Source organism: Arthrobacter sp. 92, assembly GCF_050260325.1.
Classification (GTDB): domain Bacteria; phylum Actinomycetota; class Actinomycetes; order Actinomycetales; family Micrococcaceae; genus Arthrobacter.
The window spans coordinates 2,984,431-3,001,163 of sequence record NZ_CP189863.1 but is presented as its reverse complement, the minus strand read 5'-3'; the positions used below and the strand labels follow the sequence as shown (position 1 = coordinate 3,001,163).

12 protein-coding genes and 2 pseudogenes are annotated in these 16,733 nt (G+C 61.7%); 5 read left to right on the top strand and 9 right to left on the bottom strand.

Annotation, left to right across the window (positions count from 1 at the left end; translation table 11 throughout):
* Window positions 1-17: 17 nt before the first annotated feature.
* Entirely contained in the window at window positions 18-1,262 is a 1,245-nt protein-coding gene (locus ACP4XC_RS13890; protein ID WP_427170585.1) for an ABC transporter substrate-binding protein, read from the bottom strand.
* Window positions 1,263-1,677: 415 nt separating this feature from the next.
* Between ACP4XC_RS13890 and ACP4XC_RS13885 the strand changes: the two genes are divergently transcribed.
* Both ACP4XC_RS13885 and ACP4XC_RS13880 read left to right on the top strand, forming a co-directional pair.
* Complete coding sequence (locus tag ACP4XC_RS13885; protein ID WP_427170583.1) at window positions 1,678-2,454, top strand: FadR/GntR family transcriptional regulator; 777 nt, start codon at window positions 1,678-1,680, stop codon at window positions 2,452-2,454.
* A gap of 230 nt (window positions 2,455-2,684) precedes the next feature.
* The gene (locus tag ACP4XC_RS13880) at window positions 2,685-4,667 is read left to right on the top strand and encodes an alpha-L-fucosidase (RefSeq protein ID WP_427170581.1); all 1,983 of its coding nucleotides are present in this window, start codon (window positions 2,685-2,687) and stop codon (window positions 4,665-4,667) included.
* Here the strand turns inward: ACP4XC_RS13880 and ACP4XC_RS13875 are convergent.
* The 3 genes from ACP4XC_RS13875 to ACP4XC_RS13865 all read right to left on the bottom strand — a co-directional run bounded on the left by ACP4XC_RS13875 (window position 4,657) and on the right by ACP4XC_RS13865 (window position 7,441).
* Window positions 4,657-4,878 carry a hypothetical protein gene (locus ACP4XC_RS13875; protein ID WP_427170579.1) on the bottom strand — a complete coding sequence of 74 codons (222 nt, stop codon included), beginning with the start codon at window positions 4,876-4,878 and terminating at the stop codon, window positions 4,657-4,659. The two genes, ACP4XC_RS13880 and ACP4XC_RS13875, sit on opposite strands and share 11 nt — an antisense overlap.
* A gap of 391 nt (window positions 4,879-5,269) precedes the next feature.
* Complete coding sequence (locus ACP4XC_RS13870) at window positions 5,270-5,800, bottom strand: hypothetical protein (protein ID WP_427170577.1); 531 nt, start codon at window positions 5,798-5,800, stop codon at window positions 5,270-5,272.
* 357 nt (window positions 5,801-6,157) lie between these two features.
* The gene (locus ACP4XC_RS13865) at window positions 6,158-7,441 is read right to left on the bottom strand and encodes an alpha-L-fucosidase (protein ID WP_427170575.1); all 1,284 of its coding nucleotides are present in this window, start codon (window positions 7,439-7,441) and stop codon (window positions 6,158-6,160) included.
* Between the two features lie 328 nt (window positions 7,442-7,769).
* Here ACP4XC_RS13865 and ACP4XC_RS13860 point away from each other — a divergent pair.
* Window positions 7,770-7,985 (top strand): annotated as a pseudogene (locus ACP4XC_RS13860) (transposase); the annotation flags it as partial.
* Between the two features lie 602 nt (window positions 7,986-8,587).
* Here the strand turns inward: ACP4XC_RS13860 and ACP4XC_RS13855 are convergent.
* Complete coding sequence (locus ACP4XC_RS13855; RefSeq protein ID WP_427170573.1) at window positions 8,588-9,859, bottom strand: IS110 family transposase; 1,272 nt, start codon at window positions 9,857-9,859, stop codon at window positions 8,588-8,590.
* 328 nt (window positions 9,860-10,187) lie between these two features.
* On the opposite strand from ACP4XC_RS13855, the gene ACP4XC_RS13850 reads away from it, so the two are divergent.
* Both ACP4XC_RS13850 and ACP4XC_RS13845 read left to right on the top strand, forming a co-directional pair.
* Window positions 10,188-11,222: an IS110 family transposase gene (locus ACP4XC_RS13850; RefSeq protein WP_427170571.1), complete on the top strand. Its 1,035-nt coding sequence runs from the start codon at window positions 10,188-10,190 to the stop codon at window positions 11,220-11,222.
* Between the two features lie 22 nt (window positions 11,223-11,244).
* Window positions 11,245-11,370, top strand: coding sequence for a hypothetical protein (locus ACP4XC_RS13845; protein WP_427170569.1), 126 nt, complete (start codon window positions 11,245-11,247; stop codon window positions 11,368-11,370).
* 15 nt (window positions 11,371-11,385) lie between these two features.
* On the opposite strand, the gene ACP4XC_RS13840 is transcribed toward ACP4XC_RS13845, so the two are convergent.
* The 4 genes and pseudogenes from ACP4XC_RS13840 to ACP4XC_RS13825 form a co-directional block, all read right to left on the bottom strand.
* Entirely contained in the window at window positions 11,386-12,633 is a 1,248-nt protein-coding gene (locus tag ACP4XC_RS13840; protein ID WP_427170567.1) for an IS256 family transposase, read from the bottom strand.
* 542 nt (window positions 12,634-13,175) lie between these two features.
* Window positions 13,176-13,388, bottom strand: a complete 213-nt coding sequence (locus ACP4XC_RS13835; protein ID WP_427170565.1) for an aldo/keto reductase — start codon at window positions 13,386-13,388, stop codon at window positions 13,176-13,178.
* Window positions 13,389-13,501: 113 nt separating this feature from the next.
* Window positions 13,502-14,089 (bottom strand): annotated as a pseudogene (locus tag ACP4XC_RS13830) (aldo/keto reductase); the annotation flags it as partial.
* A 1,655-nt stretch (window positions 14,090-15,744) separates the two neighbouring features.
* Entirely contained in the window at window positions 15,745-16,722 is a 978-nt protein-coding gene (locus tag ACP4XC_RS13825; RefSeq protein ID WP_427170562.1) for a hypothetical protein, read from the bottom strand.
* Between the last annotated feature and the right edge of the window lie 11 nt (window positions 16,723-16,733).

Here is a 16,733-nt window from a genome sequence, read left to right as displayed (position 1 = left end):
CACCGCCCCGGGACCGATTACTGGCTGGCAGACTGATCCTGGACGTTCTTCAGGAAGGCATCGACGGGACTCTGTCCGTTGATGACAGGGACGGATCCCTGCTGCCAATTAAGGCCGTCCTGGGTCCAGGCCGCCGTTTCGCGGTAGGGGACCCCCGCCTTGAGAGCAGCATCGAGTACCGACTGGGCCCCGGGCACCGCGGACTTGTACCATGTCGGCTGCTGGGCCGTACGTGCAGGGAAAGCCCGGCCCTGATCGCCGAGGTAAGCCAAAGCATCAGGGCCGGTGATGATGGCCAATGCTTTCATGGCAGCATCCGGTTTCGAACACTTTTGAGTAATGCCGTAACCGGACCCCTCGATTGGACCGGCCAGACCTTTCGGTCCGGCTGGAATGGTAGCAACACCCACCTGGAACTTCGCCCCGCTCTTGATCCCGATCATCGACCACGGACCGTCAAGATACATGGCGGCATTGCCTGCCATGAATGCTTGGTTGGCCGTGTTCGCAGTACCGGCCACCAACGGGGCGGCTACCTTTTCCGTGCTGACGAGTCCGCTGTACCACTTGAGGGCCGACGCGATGTCCGGATTGTTGACATCAAGCTTTCCGTCTTCCGTGACGGCCTGCTTCCCGACAAGGGTAGGAGCCCAGTCCTGGATCGCTTCAATCGCGTTGTTGGCCCCGAAGCCGTAGTCCGATCCCTTAGTGAGCTTCTTTGCGTCCGCAACGAACTCATCGATCGTCCAGCCCGCCGTCGGCTCGGTCACACCCGCGGCTTTGAACTTGTCCTTGTTGTAGTACATGATCATGGGCCCGAGATCGTAAGGAACAGCGAGTTGTTTGCCGCCTGCCTGAAGAGCCTTCATGATCCCGGGATCAAAATCCGCCGGGTTCACCCCGGCGCCGGAAAGTTTGTCGTCAAGGGGCACCAGCGAGTCTTTGAATTCGGCCACATGGCCCATCTGCATGCCAATGACACAAGGAACATCACCACCCGATAGAAGCGTGGGAAGCTTTGTCCAGTAATCGGGAAACGACATGGTCTGCAGCTTTATCGTGAGATTGGGATCCTTCTGATGCACGATGTCGGCCACGTGCTGCAACGCATCGTTCTCCAGATTTGACCCTGCCCACACCGTCCAAGTCACCGTCGTCGGACCACCGGCGTTTGAGGCCGCGTTAGAGGAGCTGCCGCAGCCAGTAAGAGCCAGAGCCCCAGCAGCTACCATCGCTCCGGAAGCGATCCACGTCCTTTTCATTGTTACTCCTCGTTGAGGCATTGAATGCGTTGAAGTCCAATGATTGCGGAGGCCAGCACCCGGAAGCATCAGATGATTTGTCCAGCATTAGACAGTCATTGGTGCTTGTCAAGGTATTTCACTCCCTTTATGAATAAGAATTGTCTGATCAATTCTTATTCAGGGGCCCCGGGACTACTCGGCCGGACGGGTAGTCGCCGCCGGCACTAAGCCCGCCTGTGGAAGCCAGCTTGACGCATTGAGAACGGCGCTGGCCCGGACCAGGGGGCGGACGGAAGCTTCCAATCGGCTCGTCCCTTCCGGCAACCTCCCTCGCGACAGCCGTACCGAGCGGTCGGACTATAATGATCTGATGATTAACTCAGTCGAAGCAGCTGCCTCCGTTTCGCCCATGCGGTCTCAAACCGACGTCGTCGTGGAGGGCATTAAACGAATGATTACAGGAGGAGTCCTTTCCGCCGGGGCGCGCCTGCCGGTGGAGAAAGATCTCGCCGCGGAGCTGGGTGTTTCGCGCGGTTCATTGCGGGAGGGAGTGCGGGCGCTGTGCATCATGGGAGTCCTTGAGACGAGGCAGGGGGATGGCACTTACGTCACCTCTCTTGAACCGAGCCTCCTGCTTGCGCCGATGAGCTTTTTGGTCGATTTGAACGCATCCTCGAACAGTCCTCACCTGCAGTCGGTCCGCCGCGTACTTGAGACAGAGGCTGCGGGAAGGGCAGCGCTGCTGATGACGGATGCAGATTTGGCGGCGGCGGAAAAAATTCTCTTGTCAGCCGAGGCTCTCATTTACTCAACGACAGCAATCGACCATGACGCTGTAATGGAAGCGGACATTGCCTTCCATCGGGTCGTGGCCCGCGGTTCGGGCAACCCTGCCCTGGAAGCCTTGGTCGAGGCACTGGCGAGCCGAACGGTTAGGGCGCGGATGTGGCGCGCTGTCAATGAAGAAGGGGCCGAACGGGCCACCCACCAGGAGCATAGGGCCATACTGCTGGCTTTGGCCCGCCACGATCCGGACAGCGCCCGGATCCGAATGGGCAGCCACCTTCTTGCAGTTGAAGACTTCATGCATGACCAGGCCCGCCTGAGTGACCCCCCGCAGGCGGCCGCCGGACAAGGCGTGGCGGCAGAAGCAACAGAACCGGGTCGCACCTTCGCTTCGGCCGCGGATGTTATGACAGGCCAGGAATAGTTCCAGTAATGGGCAACTGGCCAAACATCCGATCTCTGCGGGGAGGCTCAAGAATTTAACTTGATCTCGGCCCCCCTTGACTTTGCTAACGGAACCCACTGAAACTGAGATTCATCCGATGCATTTTCTCGCTGACGGGCGGACGTCAGCGACGCTTCGGGCCGCTCAACGGCATGAGCCGTGGCCCCGGGGTTGATTGCTCGGGACAGAAACTCACTTCAAGGAGCGTAATGGCTGACAGCACAAGCACCTTTCCTCTACGTACCATCCACCTTGACTTTCACACTGGGCCGGGGATCCCTGAGATCGGCAAGGAGTTTGACGCCGCGGAGTTCGCACGCCGGTTCAAAGAAGCTCACGTGGACAGCGTCACCGTGTTCGCGAAATGTCATCACGGGCATCTTTACTACGACACGGACAGGCCAGAACGCCATCCAGGACTACCGAGGGACCTCGATCTGATGGGCAGTCAGATCGATGCCCTGCATGCTGAGGGGATCCGCGCCCCGATCTACCTGAGCGTGCAGTGTGATGAATGGGCCGCTGACAACCATCCGGAATGGGTAGCGCTGGACGAAGATCTCCGGCAAGTCAAACGGGGCGGCTCCGCGTACAAGGCCGGCTGGCAGATACTGGACATGTCCAGCCCCTATCAGGGACATCTGGCGGAACAAATCCAGGAAGTGCTCGATAAGTACGCCCCCGTGGACGGGATATTCCTTGATATGTGCTGGGATCAGCCCAGCAGCAGCCGATGGGCGGCCGAGGGCATGCGCCGCTCCGGTCTAGACCCACGCGATCCCGGTCAGCGCGCTGAATATGCCCGTGCTGTTTCCTTGAAATACATGGAGCGGTTCCGCGACATGATTGAACCATACCTTCGGGAAGACAGCGCCCAGGGGACCTGGTTCAACAGCAGGCCCAAAACACGCCTTCATGAGGAAAGCTACCTGGTCCGCCACGTCGAGATTGAATCCCTGCCCACCGGAGGATGGGGTTACGCCTATCTGCCATACGTCGCCCGTTTCGTACGTCCTCTTGGCCTGCCCACTCTGAGCCATACCGGACGCTTCCACAAGAGCTGGGGTGATCATGGTGCCCTTAAGCCGGAGGCAGCGCTGCTCTATGAATGCGCTCAGATCCTCAGCCTCGGCCTCACAGGGGGAGTAGGAGACCTGTTGCACCCCAACGGCATGCCGAACCCGGTGGTATATGAACGCATCGGCAAGGTGTATGACCACATCGAACGTTGCGAACCCTTTGTCCTGGGGGGGACCCTTAAATCAGAAATCGCATTGATTGTCGATCCCGAACTCGGTGACGCACCCGGACCCTCGGGAATCGGAGCCGTCAGGGCGCTGCAGCAGCTTCGACAGCAATTCGACATCATCGGCCCTGACGCAGACCTCTCCCCATACCGTTTGGTGCTGATTCCCGAGAGCACCAGGGTCCGGTTCGCTTTGCAGGAAAAGCTGAGCGCTTTTCTCGGCAGCGGCGGAGGGTTGATTATCGCCGGCGAAGCAGCCGTCGACGACGCTGGCAACCCTGTTCTAAATGAACTGGGCATTGAACCTCAGGGTCCGTCTCCCTTCAGCCATGTCTTCCTTCGAGCCAAAGGTTCTCTGGAGAAGGTAACCGACCCCTTCGACACGGTCATATACGAGCGTACCCAGCGGATGAGGGCCGCCAACGGTGGCGAAGTCTTGTGCAGCATCGTCGAACCGTACTTCGAACGATCCTATGACCAGTTCAGCGGCCACGACTATACCGTTCCCGAGGCGGAAAGCAGCTACGCGGCAATCATCCGCAACGGTTCTGCCGTTACCCTTGCAGCCCCTCTGCTCAAAGCTTTCGGAGCCCATGCAAACGCCCCATACAGGGAACTTCTGGGGGGCGTTATCGATCTGCTTCTACCCGATCCCCTCCTCCGGGACGACGGACCCGCCCACCTGGAAGCCACCGTCGTCGAAAGGGGCGGCACCACGGCCGTTCACCTGCTTAGCTTCATACCAGCGAGGCTCGCGGAAGGCCTGGACGTGGTTCATGACGCGGTCCCGGTATCGGACCTTAACCTCCGGGTCAAACGTGCCTCCGCGCCCCAGAGCGTCACCCTCCAACCGGAAGGACGACCGCTCGAATTCAGCCACCGGGAGGGCTACGTCCATACAACGCTTTCATTCAGCCAGGGGCACTCGATGGTCGTCATTCAATAATCTGGCCATGCGTATGCAGCCAATCCGCTCCACGGGTGATGTCCCCGTGGAGCGGATGGCCCAGGCGCAAAATTTTCGGATCCGGCGTCGTTCGAGGCATTCCTTCCAGCTGGTCTTGCCAGCATCCTTTCTGCCCGTAGGCGCTTCGCCGCCAGTCCGTCTCTTTTCCCACGAGTACAGTGCCGGCCTCATTCGACTGGTCCACCTTCATAATTCCACTGTCTTTCGGCTACGAGGAGGGCGGCGCGCTGCGGCTCACTCAGATCAAGGGCCCGAGAAGCCAGGTGGTCGAGTCTTCAGCGGCGCCACTTCAACCGCTGGTCGAAGTAATTACCCCGCACTGGGGGAACGGCAGGAGGAGCAACAGCAGCCGGTTTAGCGGCACGGACGTCGCGCCCCGGCTGCGGCAGCGTTATTACTAGGAACCACTGACGGCGATGTATCCCGACTTGTAATAACCCAGCGTGAGCCCGGGTGAGGTGTACCACTGATGTGAGACACATTTTGAAAGGATTGTGCCGATGTCTTCCCGTCCCACTTATTCCGATTAGTTCAAGGCCGATGCCGTGAAGCTCGTCACTTCCTCTGGCCGTTGACCCGCCTCAGTTGCCCCCGAGCGGAGGATCTCCGTAACCGCGCTGAAGCAGTGGCTCCAGCTGCACCGGGAAGGAGAGGCCGGGTCCGGCGGCAAGCCCGATGATCCGGTGGATCGCGAAATACAAGGCGTTGGACGCGCGACTGCGGGAGCTGGAAAGGGAGAATGATTTCCTGAAAAAGGAACGGCGTTCTTCGCCAAAGAACAACGGTATGAGGACCTCTACCGGCTTGTTCAGGAGAAGAACGCCGAATTCCCTGTCAGCTGGATGTGCGCCCCGGTGGGCATTCCGCGGGCCTCGTATTAACGCTGGCTGGACCACGAAGAAATCACCGACGGTGCCCGGCGCCGGGAGCTGATGGGGCTGGTCAGGGCGACGTTCGATTCCTCCTGCGTAGTAGGAGCTGCCGCGCACGTATCCGCCGTCTTCGTCATCAGGGCCCTCGACGTGCCCGGTTTTATCGTGCCCGGTGTCCAGGATCGGCCGCAGGGGGCGTAACGGGGCGATCGTATCGGCCTGCGCAGCTCGAGTTGGCATGCGGCTTCCACCCGGCTGGTGAGAACCTGCGAGACAGGCGCAGGACCGTCAGGGCTGGATCATAGCCGGCCCCCTCGATGCGGACAGACTCGAAGATCTCCTCGATGACGATCCCTGCCCGGTGCCCACGTCTGCCAGCCGGAGCCGCCGTGCACGCTCCGAGAGGAAGACTGGATGTTGCCGGTCTTGCGCCGCTGCCGTGTTAAAATGAAGGTTAAGGTGAATCGCCCCGGCCTGAATCGGGGCGATTCACCTTACTAGCACATTAACTTTGCCAGATATTATGGGTGGGAAAGTTCTTTACTCAACTCAGCCGGGCGCGTGCCGTTTCCTTATCGCGCTGCGGCGCTTCTCTACTCACGATTCGTCGTAGATAAACAGTTCAATCACAGGCACTGCGACCGCAGGACGCTGTACGGGAAGCTTGATCGTCAGAGTCCCTTCAGGCTGACCGCCCATATGGGTGTTCTGCGCTGACCGGTGAGGATCAAGCTGCACCATCTTCAGTTCTGAGCCGTCATTGAGCAACTGTGCGTACCTCACCTTGCCCGCGAGCCCCTTCAGGTGCACGTATTCGAACGGCCAAGCGAACAGATGTAGATACAGCCGATTGCCCCGTTGCGTGTATCGGGCGTCTGGCGGGGGTGCGTACCCGGATTGGCCGGCACCATAGATAGAACGGCCATGCAGTTTCATCCACTCACCGATTCCCGCCAGCGTTGTCTGGGCTCGGGAATCAAAGGCGCCCCGGCCTGTGGGGCCTACGTTCAACAGCAGGTTTCCATTCTTGGAGACTCCGTCAATGAGCATTCTGACTAGAAGGTCGACGGATTTATAGTCCAGGTTGTCACGGTCGTAGCCCCAGCTGCCATTCAGGGTTTGACAGGCTTCCCATGCCACGGGTTCACCGTGAACTTCCATCTGTGCCGCAGGCTGATACTGCTCAGGGGTGACGAAATCACCCGGAATGTCGAGTCGATCGTTGACGACAATCCCGGGCTGCAGCTCACGCACCATCGCCAGCAGCTCCTCCGAGCCCCAGTCCTCCCGTCCCTTCCCTCCCCAGATGCCGGCATGACCTTCATCGACATAGGAGAAGTCAAAGAACAAGTAGTCGATCTGTCCGTAGTTTGTCAACAGTTCCCGAACTTGGCCGTGGAGGTAGTGACGGTACTTGGCGATGTCTCGGTCCTTGTTCAGGGCACGGGCATCGTTATCGTCACGCCGTGGATGTACTCCATCTATGGGGAAGTCCGGGTGATGCCAGTCAATCAGCGAGTGATAAAAGCCCACCTTCAACCCGGCTTCACGCAAGGCAGTGATGTAAGCAGCGACCAGATCCTCGCCGAAGGGGGTTCGCGTGGCTTTGTAATCGGTCAGCGCCGAATCCCATAGACAGAACCCCTCATGGTGCTTGGTGGTGAGGACCACGTACTTCATTCCCGCGTTCTTGGCTGCCTGGGCCCAGGCATGCGGATCGTAGAGGTCGGGAGCGAAATGATCGAAGTATTTTTCGTAGGTTTCCTCCGGAATCTTTTCCCGGTTCATAACCCATTCGTGACGAGCTGCCATCGAATAGAGGCCCCAGTGAATGAACATGCCGAAACGAGACTCTTCGAACCACGGTGCTTGAGGTAACAAGACTGACTCCTTGCTGACTAGGACAGGCTGCTGGCCGAACGAAAATTGGACCGCCGGACGGACGGGCCGCCTAACACTCTAAACATCTAATGTATTCTCGACCCTAAGGAGTCCATCCATGCGCTGTCAACGGCCCTGCAGGAAAACTTGGTACATCAACCACGAAGCAGTACCACCAGTTTTTAGCCTGACGACCGCATTGTCGTTAGGTCGGCAAGACGTGCGGCGCCGTCAGGAATGACGGCAGAACGCTGTCAGAAATAACACCCAAATCTGCACTGATAGATCTTAGATCCGATGATTGCTATAGATTTGAACAGGATCTGCCCTGCTTGATCTCCTTGCCCAACTGAAACTCACCGACGTCTCCGATCGGATCCGCCGCCCCTTTCGAACGCTCCGAGGCACGAACCACGCAGCGCAACGGGTCCCGGCCCAGGACGTTGACCACAGCCGGGACCTGAACCTGAAGATCCCAAAGCTGCGGACCGGGTCGTTCTTCCCGCTCTGCTCGCATCTGCGATCTTTGGCGCAAGGCCTATTTGGACGGCACGAGCTGTCTAGCTGAGGCGGCCATCTAAACCCGAAGTGGCGAGCAGTACGGAGTGCGCTGCCCAACTGAATAGACCACCGTCGGGGCTTGTTACTTAGCCCCGGTACCCCTCGACGTTGCATGTGGAATTAGGCGTGCCTGGACCGAGCATTCAGCGGCTGATGCCGCTGCGGACTGAGAAGGAACGGCTGGTGGGTTTCACGGGGAGACGGTGCCTGACAAAGCTGATTAGTGTTTCGCCTGGCGCGGCCGATGCCCGAGGTAGGTATGAAAGCTGAAGCGCGCCGGCATCCGACCTCGAAGTGGTCAATTTTAGGGAGTCTATGAAAACCGGCGGGCGGAAAGTGTGGCAAGCCAGCAGCAACTGGCAGCCCGGGCTGGCACCGAGAGGCGCAGGAATGGCACTTCATCGAGAGCATTTCTCGGAGCGACAAAACGACGATCTGCCGGTGGAGCGGCTACCCGCCGGCACATCCGGAAAGCACCTGCTGGACGTGCTCAACTCATATCACCAGCGGCACCTGGATCCGTCGTGCGCTGTCCAGCTTTTACCGTTAGGGTCAAGTCCCGTGGAGTGGATGCTCCTATTGCTGTCAAGCGGCGGTTTGTGTGGTGATTTGCGTGAGAGCGCGGGTCGCGCGTTGTTCGAGTTCGGGGTCGGCGCGGATGCCGATTTCAAGTCGTCGGAGTCGCTGGTAGGGGACGCTGAGCGTGGCGGCGAGCACGCTGATCGGGATCCCGAGGCGTTGCCGTTCCATGCGCAGTTCTCGGCCGACAGGGTTGTCCCTGCCCGGGTTGAGGAGAGCGGCGTAGATCTCGTTCGCGATGTGGCGTTTGAGGCAGCGGGTGATGTCGCGATCGGTGAGTCCTTCGGCGCGGCGGCGGGCGAAGTATGCCATGGTGCGGGGTTCATGGTGTCGCCTGCGCAGCAGCACGATCCGGTGGAGGGCGGCGTTCGCTTGTCTGTTCCCGCCGCGAGACAAGCGATGACGGGTCCGTTGCCCGGACGAGGCGGGAAGGGGCGCGACGCCTGCCAGGGCGGCGAAAGAGGACCTGGTCGCCAATCGTTCCGGGTTGTCGCCGGCGGCGACCAGAAGCGTCGCTGCGGTGACCGTTCCGACGCCGCTGAGGGACAGCAGTGTCGGGTTCACGGCACGCACGATCGGGTTGAGTTGTTCCTCGATGGTATCGATCTCGTTTTGGAGGGCCAGATAGCGGGACGCTAACCGTTTGAGTGTCTGCCGGGCGACCAGCTCAGGATCGAATCCGCTGCCGGCGCTGGGCCTGGTGCGCGCGAGCGTGGCGACGAGCTTGACGCCGGCCAGTGCGCGGTAGGCTGTCCGCACCGGCTCTGGCGCGGTGATCAGCAGCGCCTGGATCTGATTCATCGTCTGCGCCTTCGCTTTGGCTGCCGAGCGTCGTTCGCTGATCAGGATCCGCAACGATTCGACATGGCCGTCAGCCGTCTTCGGGACGGTGGCGCCGGCACCGGTGAGCACCGCCAACGCGGCCTGGTGCGCGTCGATCGGGTCCGATTTGCCACGCAACCTGCGAGCCTGCCGGTTTTGCCGCATCACCTCGACCACCGTGAATCCCGCAGCGCTCAGATCCCGTGCGATGCCGGCGCCATAGGAACCGGTGCCCTCGACGCCGACCTGATCAACCTGCCCGTGGAGTCGGAGGAAATCGATAATCCCCGCATAACCCAGGGGCGTCGTCGGGAACTCCCGGTCCGCGACAGGACGGCCGAGAGGGTCGACGATAGCGACGTGATGAGTGTGCTTGTGCGTGTCGATCCCCGCGACCATAAGGCCCTGCGGTGCGGAGAGGCCGGCGGCTGGAGTAACGGCTGTCATGCTCGTCATAGACGGATTCCCTTCCTGCGGTGAACAATGTCACCGCGGGCCGGGTGGGGCAGACAGCACAAAGGCGAGACGACTTTCCGGTCAGGCTCCTGACTTGTTCCATGGTGGTGGGATGCCGCGGGATCTGCAGTCTTGTAGCGTCCAGGGTGTCAGCCGGCACAGGTCCGCAAGCTCCTTGCCGCCCGGTTGTCCGGGTTGGCTCACTGATAGCGTGCCGCGCCGCTGACACCCGCCCGGGGCGTGGCTCGACAGAGGCATGCAAACACTTCAAGTCAGGGTGCCCGCCACGGGTGATCCATCACCGACATCGGCGAAAGGAACCCCGGACATGATCGTTATTGGCATCGACCCTCACAAATCCTCCATCACCGCCTCAGCCATCGATTCCACGGGCTGTCAGCTCGCGGTGCGGCGTTTCGTGGTCAATGCAGGCACTGCCAAGCAACTGCTGGGCTGGGCCGCCCAATGGCCCGAGCGCAGATTCGCCATCGAGGGCGCCAACGGCCTGGGGCGCCGAATCGCTCAGATCCTTGTGGCAGGCGGGGAGTCCGTGGTCGATGTCCCCTCGACACTGGCCATGAAGGTCAGAGTCCTCTCCACCGGCGGTGGCCGTAAGAGCGACCCGGCAGATGCTTTTGCTGTTGCCGTCACTGCACTCCGGCAGGAGAATCTGCGCCCGGTCGCTGCCGAGAACCAGAGCACGATTCTGCGGCTGCTGGCCGAACGCCGTGAAGACCTTGGCCACGAACGGGCCCGGCTGCTTAACCGTCTGCACCGGCTCCTGCGCGAGCTCATACCCGGAGGAGTTGAGCCCGGCCTTAGCGCCGACAAGGCTGCCGCCGCGCTGCGTACCATCCGGCCGGCGACGGCCACCGATGCGCTCAGACGCGAGCTCGCCCGGGAACTGCTGGCCGATTTGCGGCGCATCGATGCAGCCATCAAAAACAACGAGGCACAAACCCGCGACGCCCTGGCCGCATCCGCCACGACACTGCAGGAAATCCCAGGAGTCGGCGTCGTCCTCGCGGCGAAACTCCTGGGCCACGTTGGCGACATCACCAGATTCCCCAGCGCCTCACACTTCGCCAGCTACACCGGAACAGCACCCCTGGACGCCTCCAGCGGCCAACAAAACCGTCACAGACTCAACACCGGAGGAAACCGGCAGCTCAACTCCGTGCTGCACACCATGGCCGTCTGCCAAAGCCGTGACCCCGGACCAGGCCGGGAGTACTACCTGAAGAAAACCGCCGAAGGAAAAACACCCCGCGAAGCCCGTAGGGCGCTCAAACGACGCCTCTCCAATGTCCTCTACAGGCGGATCCTGCACGACCACAACCACGCCCAAAAACTGGCGGCTTGACACACAGAGGCGCTGACAAGTCATGGCCTGCCCGGCCCGCGGAAACTCCGGCGACGACGGACAGATCCACTCCAAGACAGCCCTCGCGGGCGTCCGTGTAATTTCGGGTCACGCCGACGCCGGAGCCGAATCCATCATCTCTGTGTAACGGTTGATCCTTCGCTTAGGCGCTGAGGGCCATGATCGTGTCGGTGTCCACCTCGCTTCCGGTGTCAGTGATGGGGCGCATGCGAGAGCGGGCGAGGATGTCGAGACCCAGATAGCGGCGTCCCTCGGCCCATTCGTCGGTTTGCTCGGCGAGGACGCCACCGACGAGGCGGATGATCGCGTCCCGGTTGGGGAAGATTCCGACGCTGTCGGTTCGGCGGCGGATCTCTCTGTTCAGCCGCTCGTTGGGGTTGTTCGACCAGATCTGCTGCCAGAGGTCCTTGGGAAACGAGGTGAACGCGAGGATGTCTGCCCGGGCCGCGTCGAGGTGCGAGGCGACGGCGGGAAGTTTCTCGCTCACGTAGTCCAGGGTCCGGTCGAACTGTGCGGTCACCGCGGCAGCGTCGGGTTGGTCATAGACACTGTGCAGCATCGCTTTCACGGCCGGCCACATGCTCTTGGGTGTCGCACTCATCAGGTTCGCGGAGTAATGGGTGCGGCAGCGTTGCCAGGCTGCCCCGGGCAGGTTCGCGGCGATCGCGTCTTTCAGCCCGGCGTGCGCGTCGGAGGTGACCAGCTGCACCCCGGTAAGGCCGCGGGCGGTGAGATCGGCAAAGAACGCGTTCCATGCCGGACCGGTCTCTGACGTGGCGACCTGGAGTCCGAGGACCTCGCGGCGTCCGTCGCCGTTGACCCCGGTCGCGATCAGGACCACGGTGTTCACGACCCGGCCGCCCTCTCGGACCTTCATCGTCAACGCGTCCGCGGCAACGAAGGTGAACGGGCCGGCCTCGGACAGGTTGCGGTGCCGGAACTCGTCCACGTGTTCATCGAGATCGGCCGCCATCCTGGACACCTGCGACTTCGACAGGGAGTGGATACCGAGCTGCTTCACCAGTTTGTCCATCCGGCGGGTCGAGACGCCGGCGAGGTAGCAGTCCGCGATCACGGTGATTAGCGCGGCCTCGGATCGTTTCCGGCGTTCGAGGAGCCATTCCGGGAAGTAGCTGCCCTGTCGCAGCTTCGGGACAGCGACATCGATCGTCCCGGCACGGGTATCGAGGTTCCGATGCCGGTAGCCGTTGCGGTGGGTGGTGCGGTCAGGGCTGCGTTCGCCCCACTCCGCGCCGACGACGGCATCGGCGTCAGCGGACAGCAAAGCGTTGATCATGGTCTGCAGCAGATGCCGCATCAAATCCGGGGACGCGTCGGTCAGGGCTTCGCCGAGCACGGTCGCGGGGTCGACAATATGAGGAGCGGTCATCGTGTTGATGCCTTTCGAGTGGGATGTGAGAGTTTCCTCGAAGGATCACACGGTGACCGCCTTCACGTCAGCAACGACGCAGACAACCACCGTGGCGTTACACCACTATGCGGGACTCCACTACCGTTAGTTCGAATTCGTGGTGCCTAACCGTCATGTCCGCCACTTCTCTCGGCCCGAGGCTTCGCACTTGCCGTAGTCAAAGAAGCTGGCAAGCTTCGTCGATGAGTAACTCCGGGGTCGATCTTGACCCGTCGGAGCACCTCGGATTTTCTCGATCTGCGAGCTGTTAATGTGCACGTCACGGTTGCACTACCCCTGAAGGGATCACCAAGATCCGCACAGCATGGGCAGCGTTTCTTCGGCGTCGGGACGGCACCAGATCGATTTGCCAAAATCTCAGGGGAACCTGCGCCATAACCCCCCAATTAGACTGGCCGGGATGACCCAGTTCCAAGATATGTGCCTCCGTCGGATCCCGCCGATTCCGTGTTGGAAGTTCTTCCAAATCCATCTACATCTCACAGCCTGGCGTGATGTAGTCAGTATCCGGCGACTGTGTGTAGGACGTAGGGGCCTTCCAGTTCGGCCTTTTCCTCGGGGGTGAGCGTCAGTTCCAGCGAGGCGACGGCGTCCTGGAGGTGGGCCGCCTTGCTCGCCCCGACAATCGGCGCACTGACCACGTTGTTGGAGCGGACCCAGGCCAGAGCGACCTGGGCGCGGGGTACGCCGCGGCGTTCAGCGATGACGCGCACGGCTTCGGAGACAGCCCTGCCGCTTTCCTCGGTGGTTTAAAGCGTCTTGCCGAACTCGTCCTTCTCCGAGCGGTTGGTTTCTCGTCCCAGTCCCGTGTGAGCTTCCCGCGAGCCAGGGGACTCCAGGGCAGCACCCCGATCTTCTGGTCCGCGCAGAGGGGTAACATTTCGCGTTCCTCCTCCCGGTAGACCAAGTTGTAGTGGTCCTGCATGGTGACGAAACGGGTCCAGCCGTTTAATTGCTGCAGGTGCAGCGCTTTGCTGAACTGCCAGGCGACCATCGAGGATGCGCCGATGTACCGGACCTTGCCGGCTTTGACGACGTCATGGAGGGCGTCCAGAGTCTCCTCGATCGGCGTGGCGGGGTCCCACCGGTGAGTCTGGTACAGATCCACATAATCCGTTGCCTGCCGGGTCAGGCTGGCATCAAGTTCCGCGAAGATAGCCTTGCGTGACAGGCCCCGCCCGTTCGGGCCCTGCCGCATGACCCCGTGCACCTTCGTGGCAATGGCGGTTTCCTCCCGGCGGGTGAAATCGGCCGGGGCCCGGCCCATGATTTCCTCGCTCGAGCCGTTGGAATGCACGTTGGCAGTGTCAAAGAAATTGATGCCCGCCTCCACGGCCTGGCGGATTAACGGCTGGCTCTGGTCCTCCGGCAGCGCCCAGGGATGCGGGTCCCGGTCCGGGTCCCCGTACGTCATGCATCCCAGGGCCAGCGGCGAGATGTCCATGCCGGTGTTTCCGAGTTTGATGTATTCCGTGTTCGTCCTCCGTCAAACAGTCCCGGGCCCGGCTGCGGCCGTTGCCCCCACGTTATGTGAAAACGGACCCCTGTGGGCGCACTGAAAGTATCCCCGCCGATCCCACCATCACAGCGTCGCAGGCAGAGGCAGATGCCGTCGGGTTGGGAGAAACAGGAATTGCTGAAGATTTAGTTGAAAGCTTGACCTGGCCCAAGCTGTCAACGAAACCTTCGGCAGTCCCCTTGGCCGTCAGCACAGGCCATGGTCGACAACGCTGTGCCTGCTTCGGGGCGAGGCCGGCTCGTCGTCGCCATGCTGTGGTGGGGGCCGGTGTCGTCGCAATGGCTGCCTTGCGTTCGTGTGTCCGTTGTGTCCGCGGACAGGGTCTGAGGGTCGCTGCCGGTCATGCAGCGGTCCGCCGATCGAATCATGAATGGTTTGAAAGGGGTGAAACCGTGATGGAGAGTCCTGGAGGCGGAGCATGCAGCCCGGCATCCCGGGAGTCCGCAACGAGCGAGGGCATGACCATGTTGCTGCCGCTCGCGGAGTCCTACGGCCGGTCAACTTTGTCAGGACAGAGATACCCCGCACCGTGTCGATGCGGGGTGCGGCTGTTTGGGGGAGGCCTTTGGTGGGGAGAACTGAGGGTGTGGACAGTGTCCACACTTTGGGTCACGGACTGGGCTGTACCGATGCCGGACTGGCCCGGATTCCGCAGGTTTCCGCGCGACCCCAGTGTTTGCAGGTGCCGAATGCAGTTCGAGTCCCACCTCGGGCGCAGCATGACCCCTCGTCAGAGGGGTTTTTGCTCTAATGTGTGGACATTGACCCTCCGCGGGTCCCTCTGACGTTGGCCGCGATCTGTGCCTGGCGCCGCGATGGCCTGTTCGGTTGTGTGGGTGGCGGGGTCAGGGTCCTGGCCTGTGGGCCTTCCGCCTGCTGGAATCTAGGGTGTGTGCCGTCCTATGTTTGCTGTTCCGGTGACCAGTTTTTGGCCCTCACTCATTCATGGCCAGGAGTTGTGGTGATGACATGACGAAGCCGAATTTTCTTCGAGGTTCTTCCTCGGATTGCTGCTTTCTGCGAAGCGGACAGAGTCCGCTCGTCGGCGTTTGTCCGGCCAAAGGGGTGTGGACAATGTCCACACCTTGTCCGGCCGGCTTTTGAGCCGCATTTTTGGTCCCTTCCCCGTGGTTCTGTCTTCACCACTTCATGCAGGTCTCTGTTGCAGGCGACATGACCTTGCTGCTCGGACCCTAGGTTTCCTAGGACGCTCCTGCCAACGGAAACGTCTTCCGGGGCGGCTGCGGCTGTGGCCGGCGTGCGATCCCTTGACAGAGCGGACGTGTGTGGGATCCGGACTTTCTTCCGGGCGGTCCTGGTTTGGTTGATCCGTGAGCCCTGTCCATAGTTGGACGCGCCTCCTTCGTTTTGCTCCCATGCGTAGGGTCAGTGCCGTTGCCGCTAAGAAGGGCGTCCCCCGCAGACTTTGCGGTGGGCGAGGCGGCTGCCGCGCCTCTCAGTCACGGGCCCGTCACCGGCGCCAGGAACACAAAGCGGCACAGCGGCTTGGATGGTGATCATGACGGGCCAAGCCACCTACACCTGCGATCTCATGGGCGGCCCGTAGCCGCAACTGAGCAAATCCCAACATGTCCGGTGAGGGATCGGCTTACCGTACGTGCTGGGCCACAGGTAGGCCGCGCTGCCGATGCCCACCGCGTCGTACCGCCCATTGCCGGCGGTTCGGCGCCATGGCTGCTCATCCACCGCGGGCCGTGCTCCCTGAGGCGTGCGGCCACCGGTTCAGCCACTTCCCGGGTGGAACCGCGCCGGGACGCATAGGCCACTGGAACCGTCACTGTCTGCCTGTCTTTCCGGCCGGCGCCGCGGCAGGCCGGCGTACCAGCAGCAGCACCGCCGCGATCACCGCCCAGAGCGTCGGCGGGAGGTTGGCGATGATCACCGGGCCCCAGCCGGCGGCGTTGTAGAAACCGGCCGGGTCCAGCGGCCCGCCATACCTCGCCATACGTCGACGGTACCGCTGCTGCACACAACAGGACCCCAACGTAGGCGACCCACCGGGTCCAGCGCGGAAGGACGCCGGTAGCGGCGGCCGCCCAGCCGGCAGCACCTAGAAAGAGGCAGGTGATGGCGAACGCGATGGAGCTGTTGTAAATCAGGATGTAGCCCATCGTCAGCGCGCGGTTCACTGACGGGTCCGGGTTCGGTGCCATGGCATCCAGGGCAAGACCCCCTTCGAGCCCGTTGGCCACCAGGGTCACGCCGACCCACACAGCCATGGACGCGAGGACCAGCGACCCCGCCCACCCGTAGTCCGGATTGGCTCGACTAATAAGGTGGCCCAGTCCGGCAGCGAAGATCATCGCAGGCACGTAGAGACCCAGATCAAGCAGGATCCTGGTGAAGATGACGTTACGGATCCTGTACGCCTCCGCCGCACCCCCGGCGCCGTCGTAAATTCCCACGGACTGCTCATTCACCAGGTACAGCGGGAACTGGGCAGCCCAGAAAACCACCATTCCGACGGCGGCCCACCCGGTGAGCCGCCGGATCGTGCGACCTTCCACAGCTGACACCT

Bases quoted from the DNA above. Each gene is read 5' to 3' on its own strand.
- ACP4XC_RS13890 (WP_427170585.1), bottom strand. From the start codon at position 1,262: ATGAAAAGGACGTGGATCGCTTCCGGAGCGATGGTAGCTGCTGGGGCT.
- ACP4XC_RS13880 (WP_427170581.1), top strand. From the start codon at position 2,685: ATGGCTGACAGCACAAGCACCTTTCCTCTACGTACCATCCACCTTGAC.
- ACP4XC_RS13875 (WP_427170579.1), bottom strand. From the start codon at position 4,878: ATGAAGGTGGACCAGTCGAATGAGGCCGGCACTGTACTCGTGGGAAAA.
- ACP4XC_RS13870 (WP_427170577.1), bottom strand. From the start codon at position 5,800: ATGCCAACTCGAGCTGCGCAGGCCGATACGATCGCCCCGTTACGCCCC.
- ACP4XC_RS13855 (WP_427170573.1), bottom strand. From the start codon at position 9,859: ATGACGAGCATGACAGCCGTTACTCCAGCCGCCGGCCTCTCCGCACCG.
- ACP4XC_RS13850 (WP_427170571.1), top strand. From the start codon at position 10,188: ATGATCGTTATTGGCATCGACCCTCACAAATCCTCCATCACCGCCTCA.
- ACP4XC_RS13845 (WP_427170569.1), top strand. From the start codon at position 11,245: ATGGCCTGCCCGGCCCGCGGAAACTCCGGCGACGACGGACAGATCCAC.
- ACP4XC_RS13840 (WP_427170567.1), bottom strand. From the start codon at position 12,633: ATGACCGCTCCTCATATTGTCGACCCCGCGACCGTGCTCGGCGAAGCC.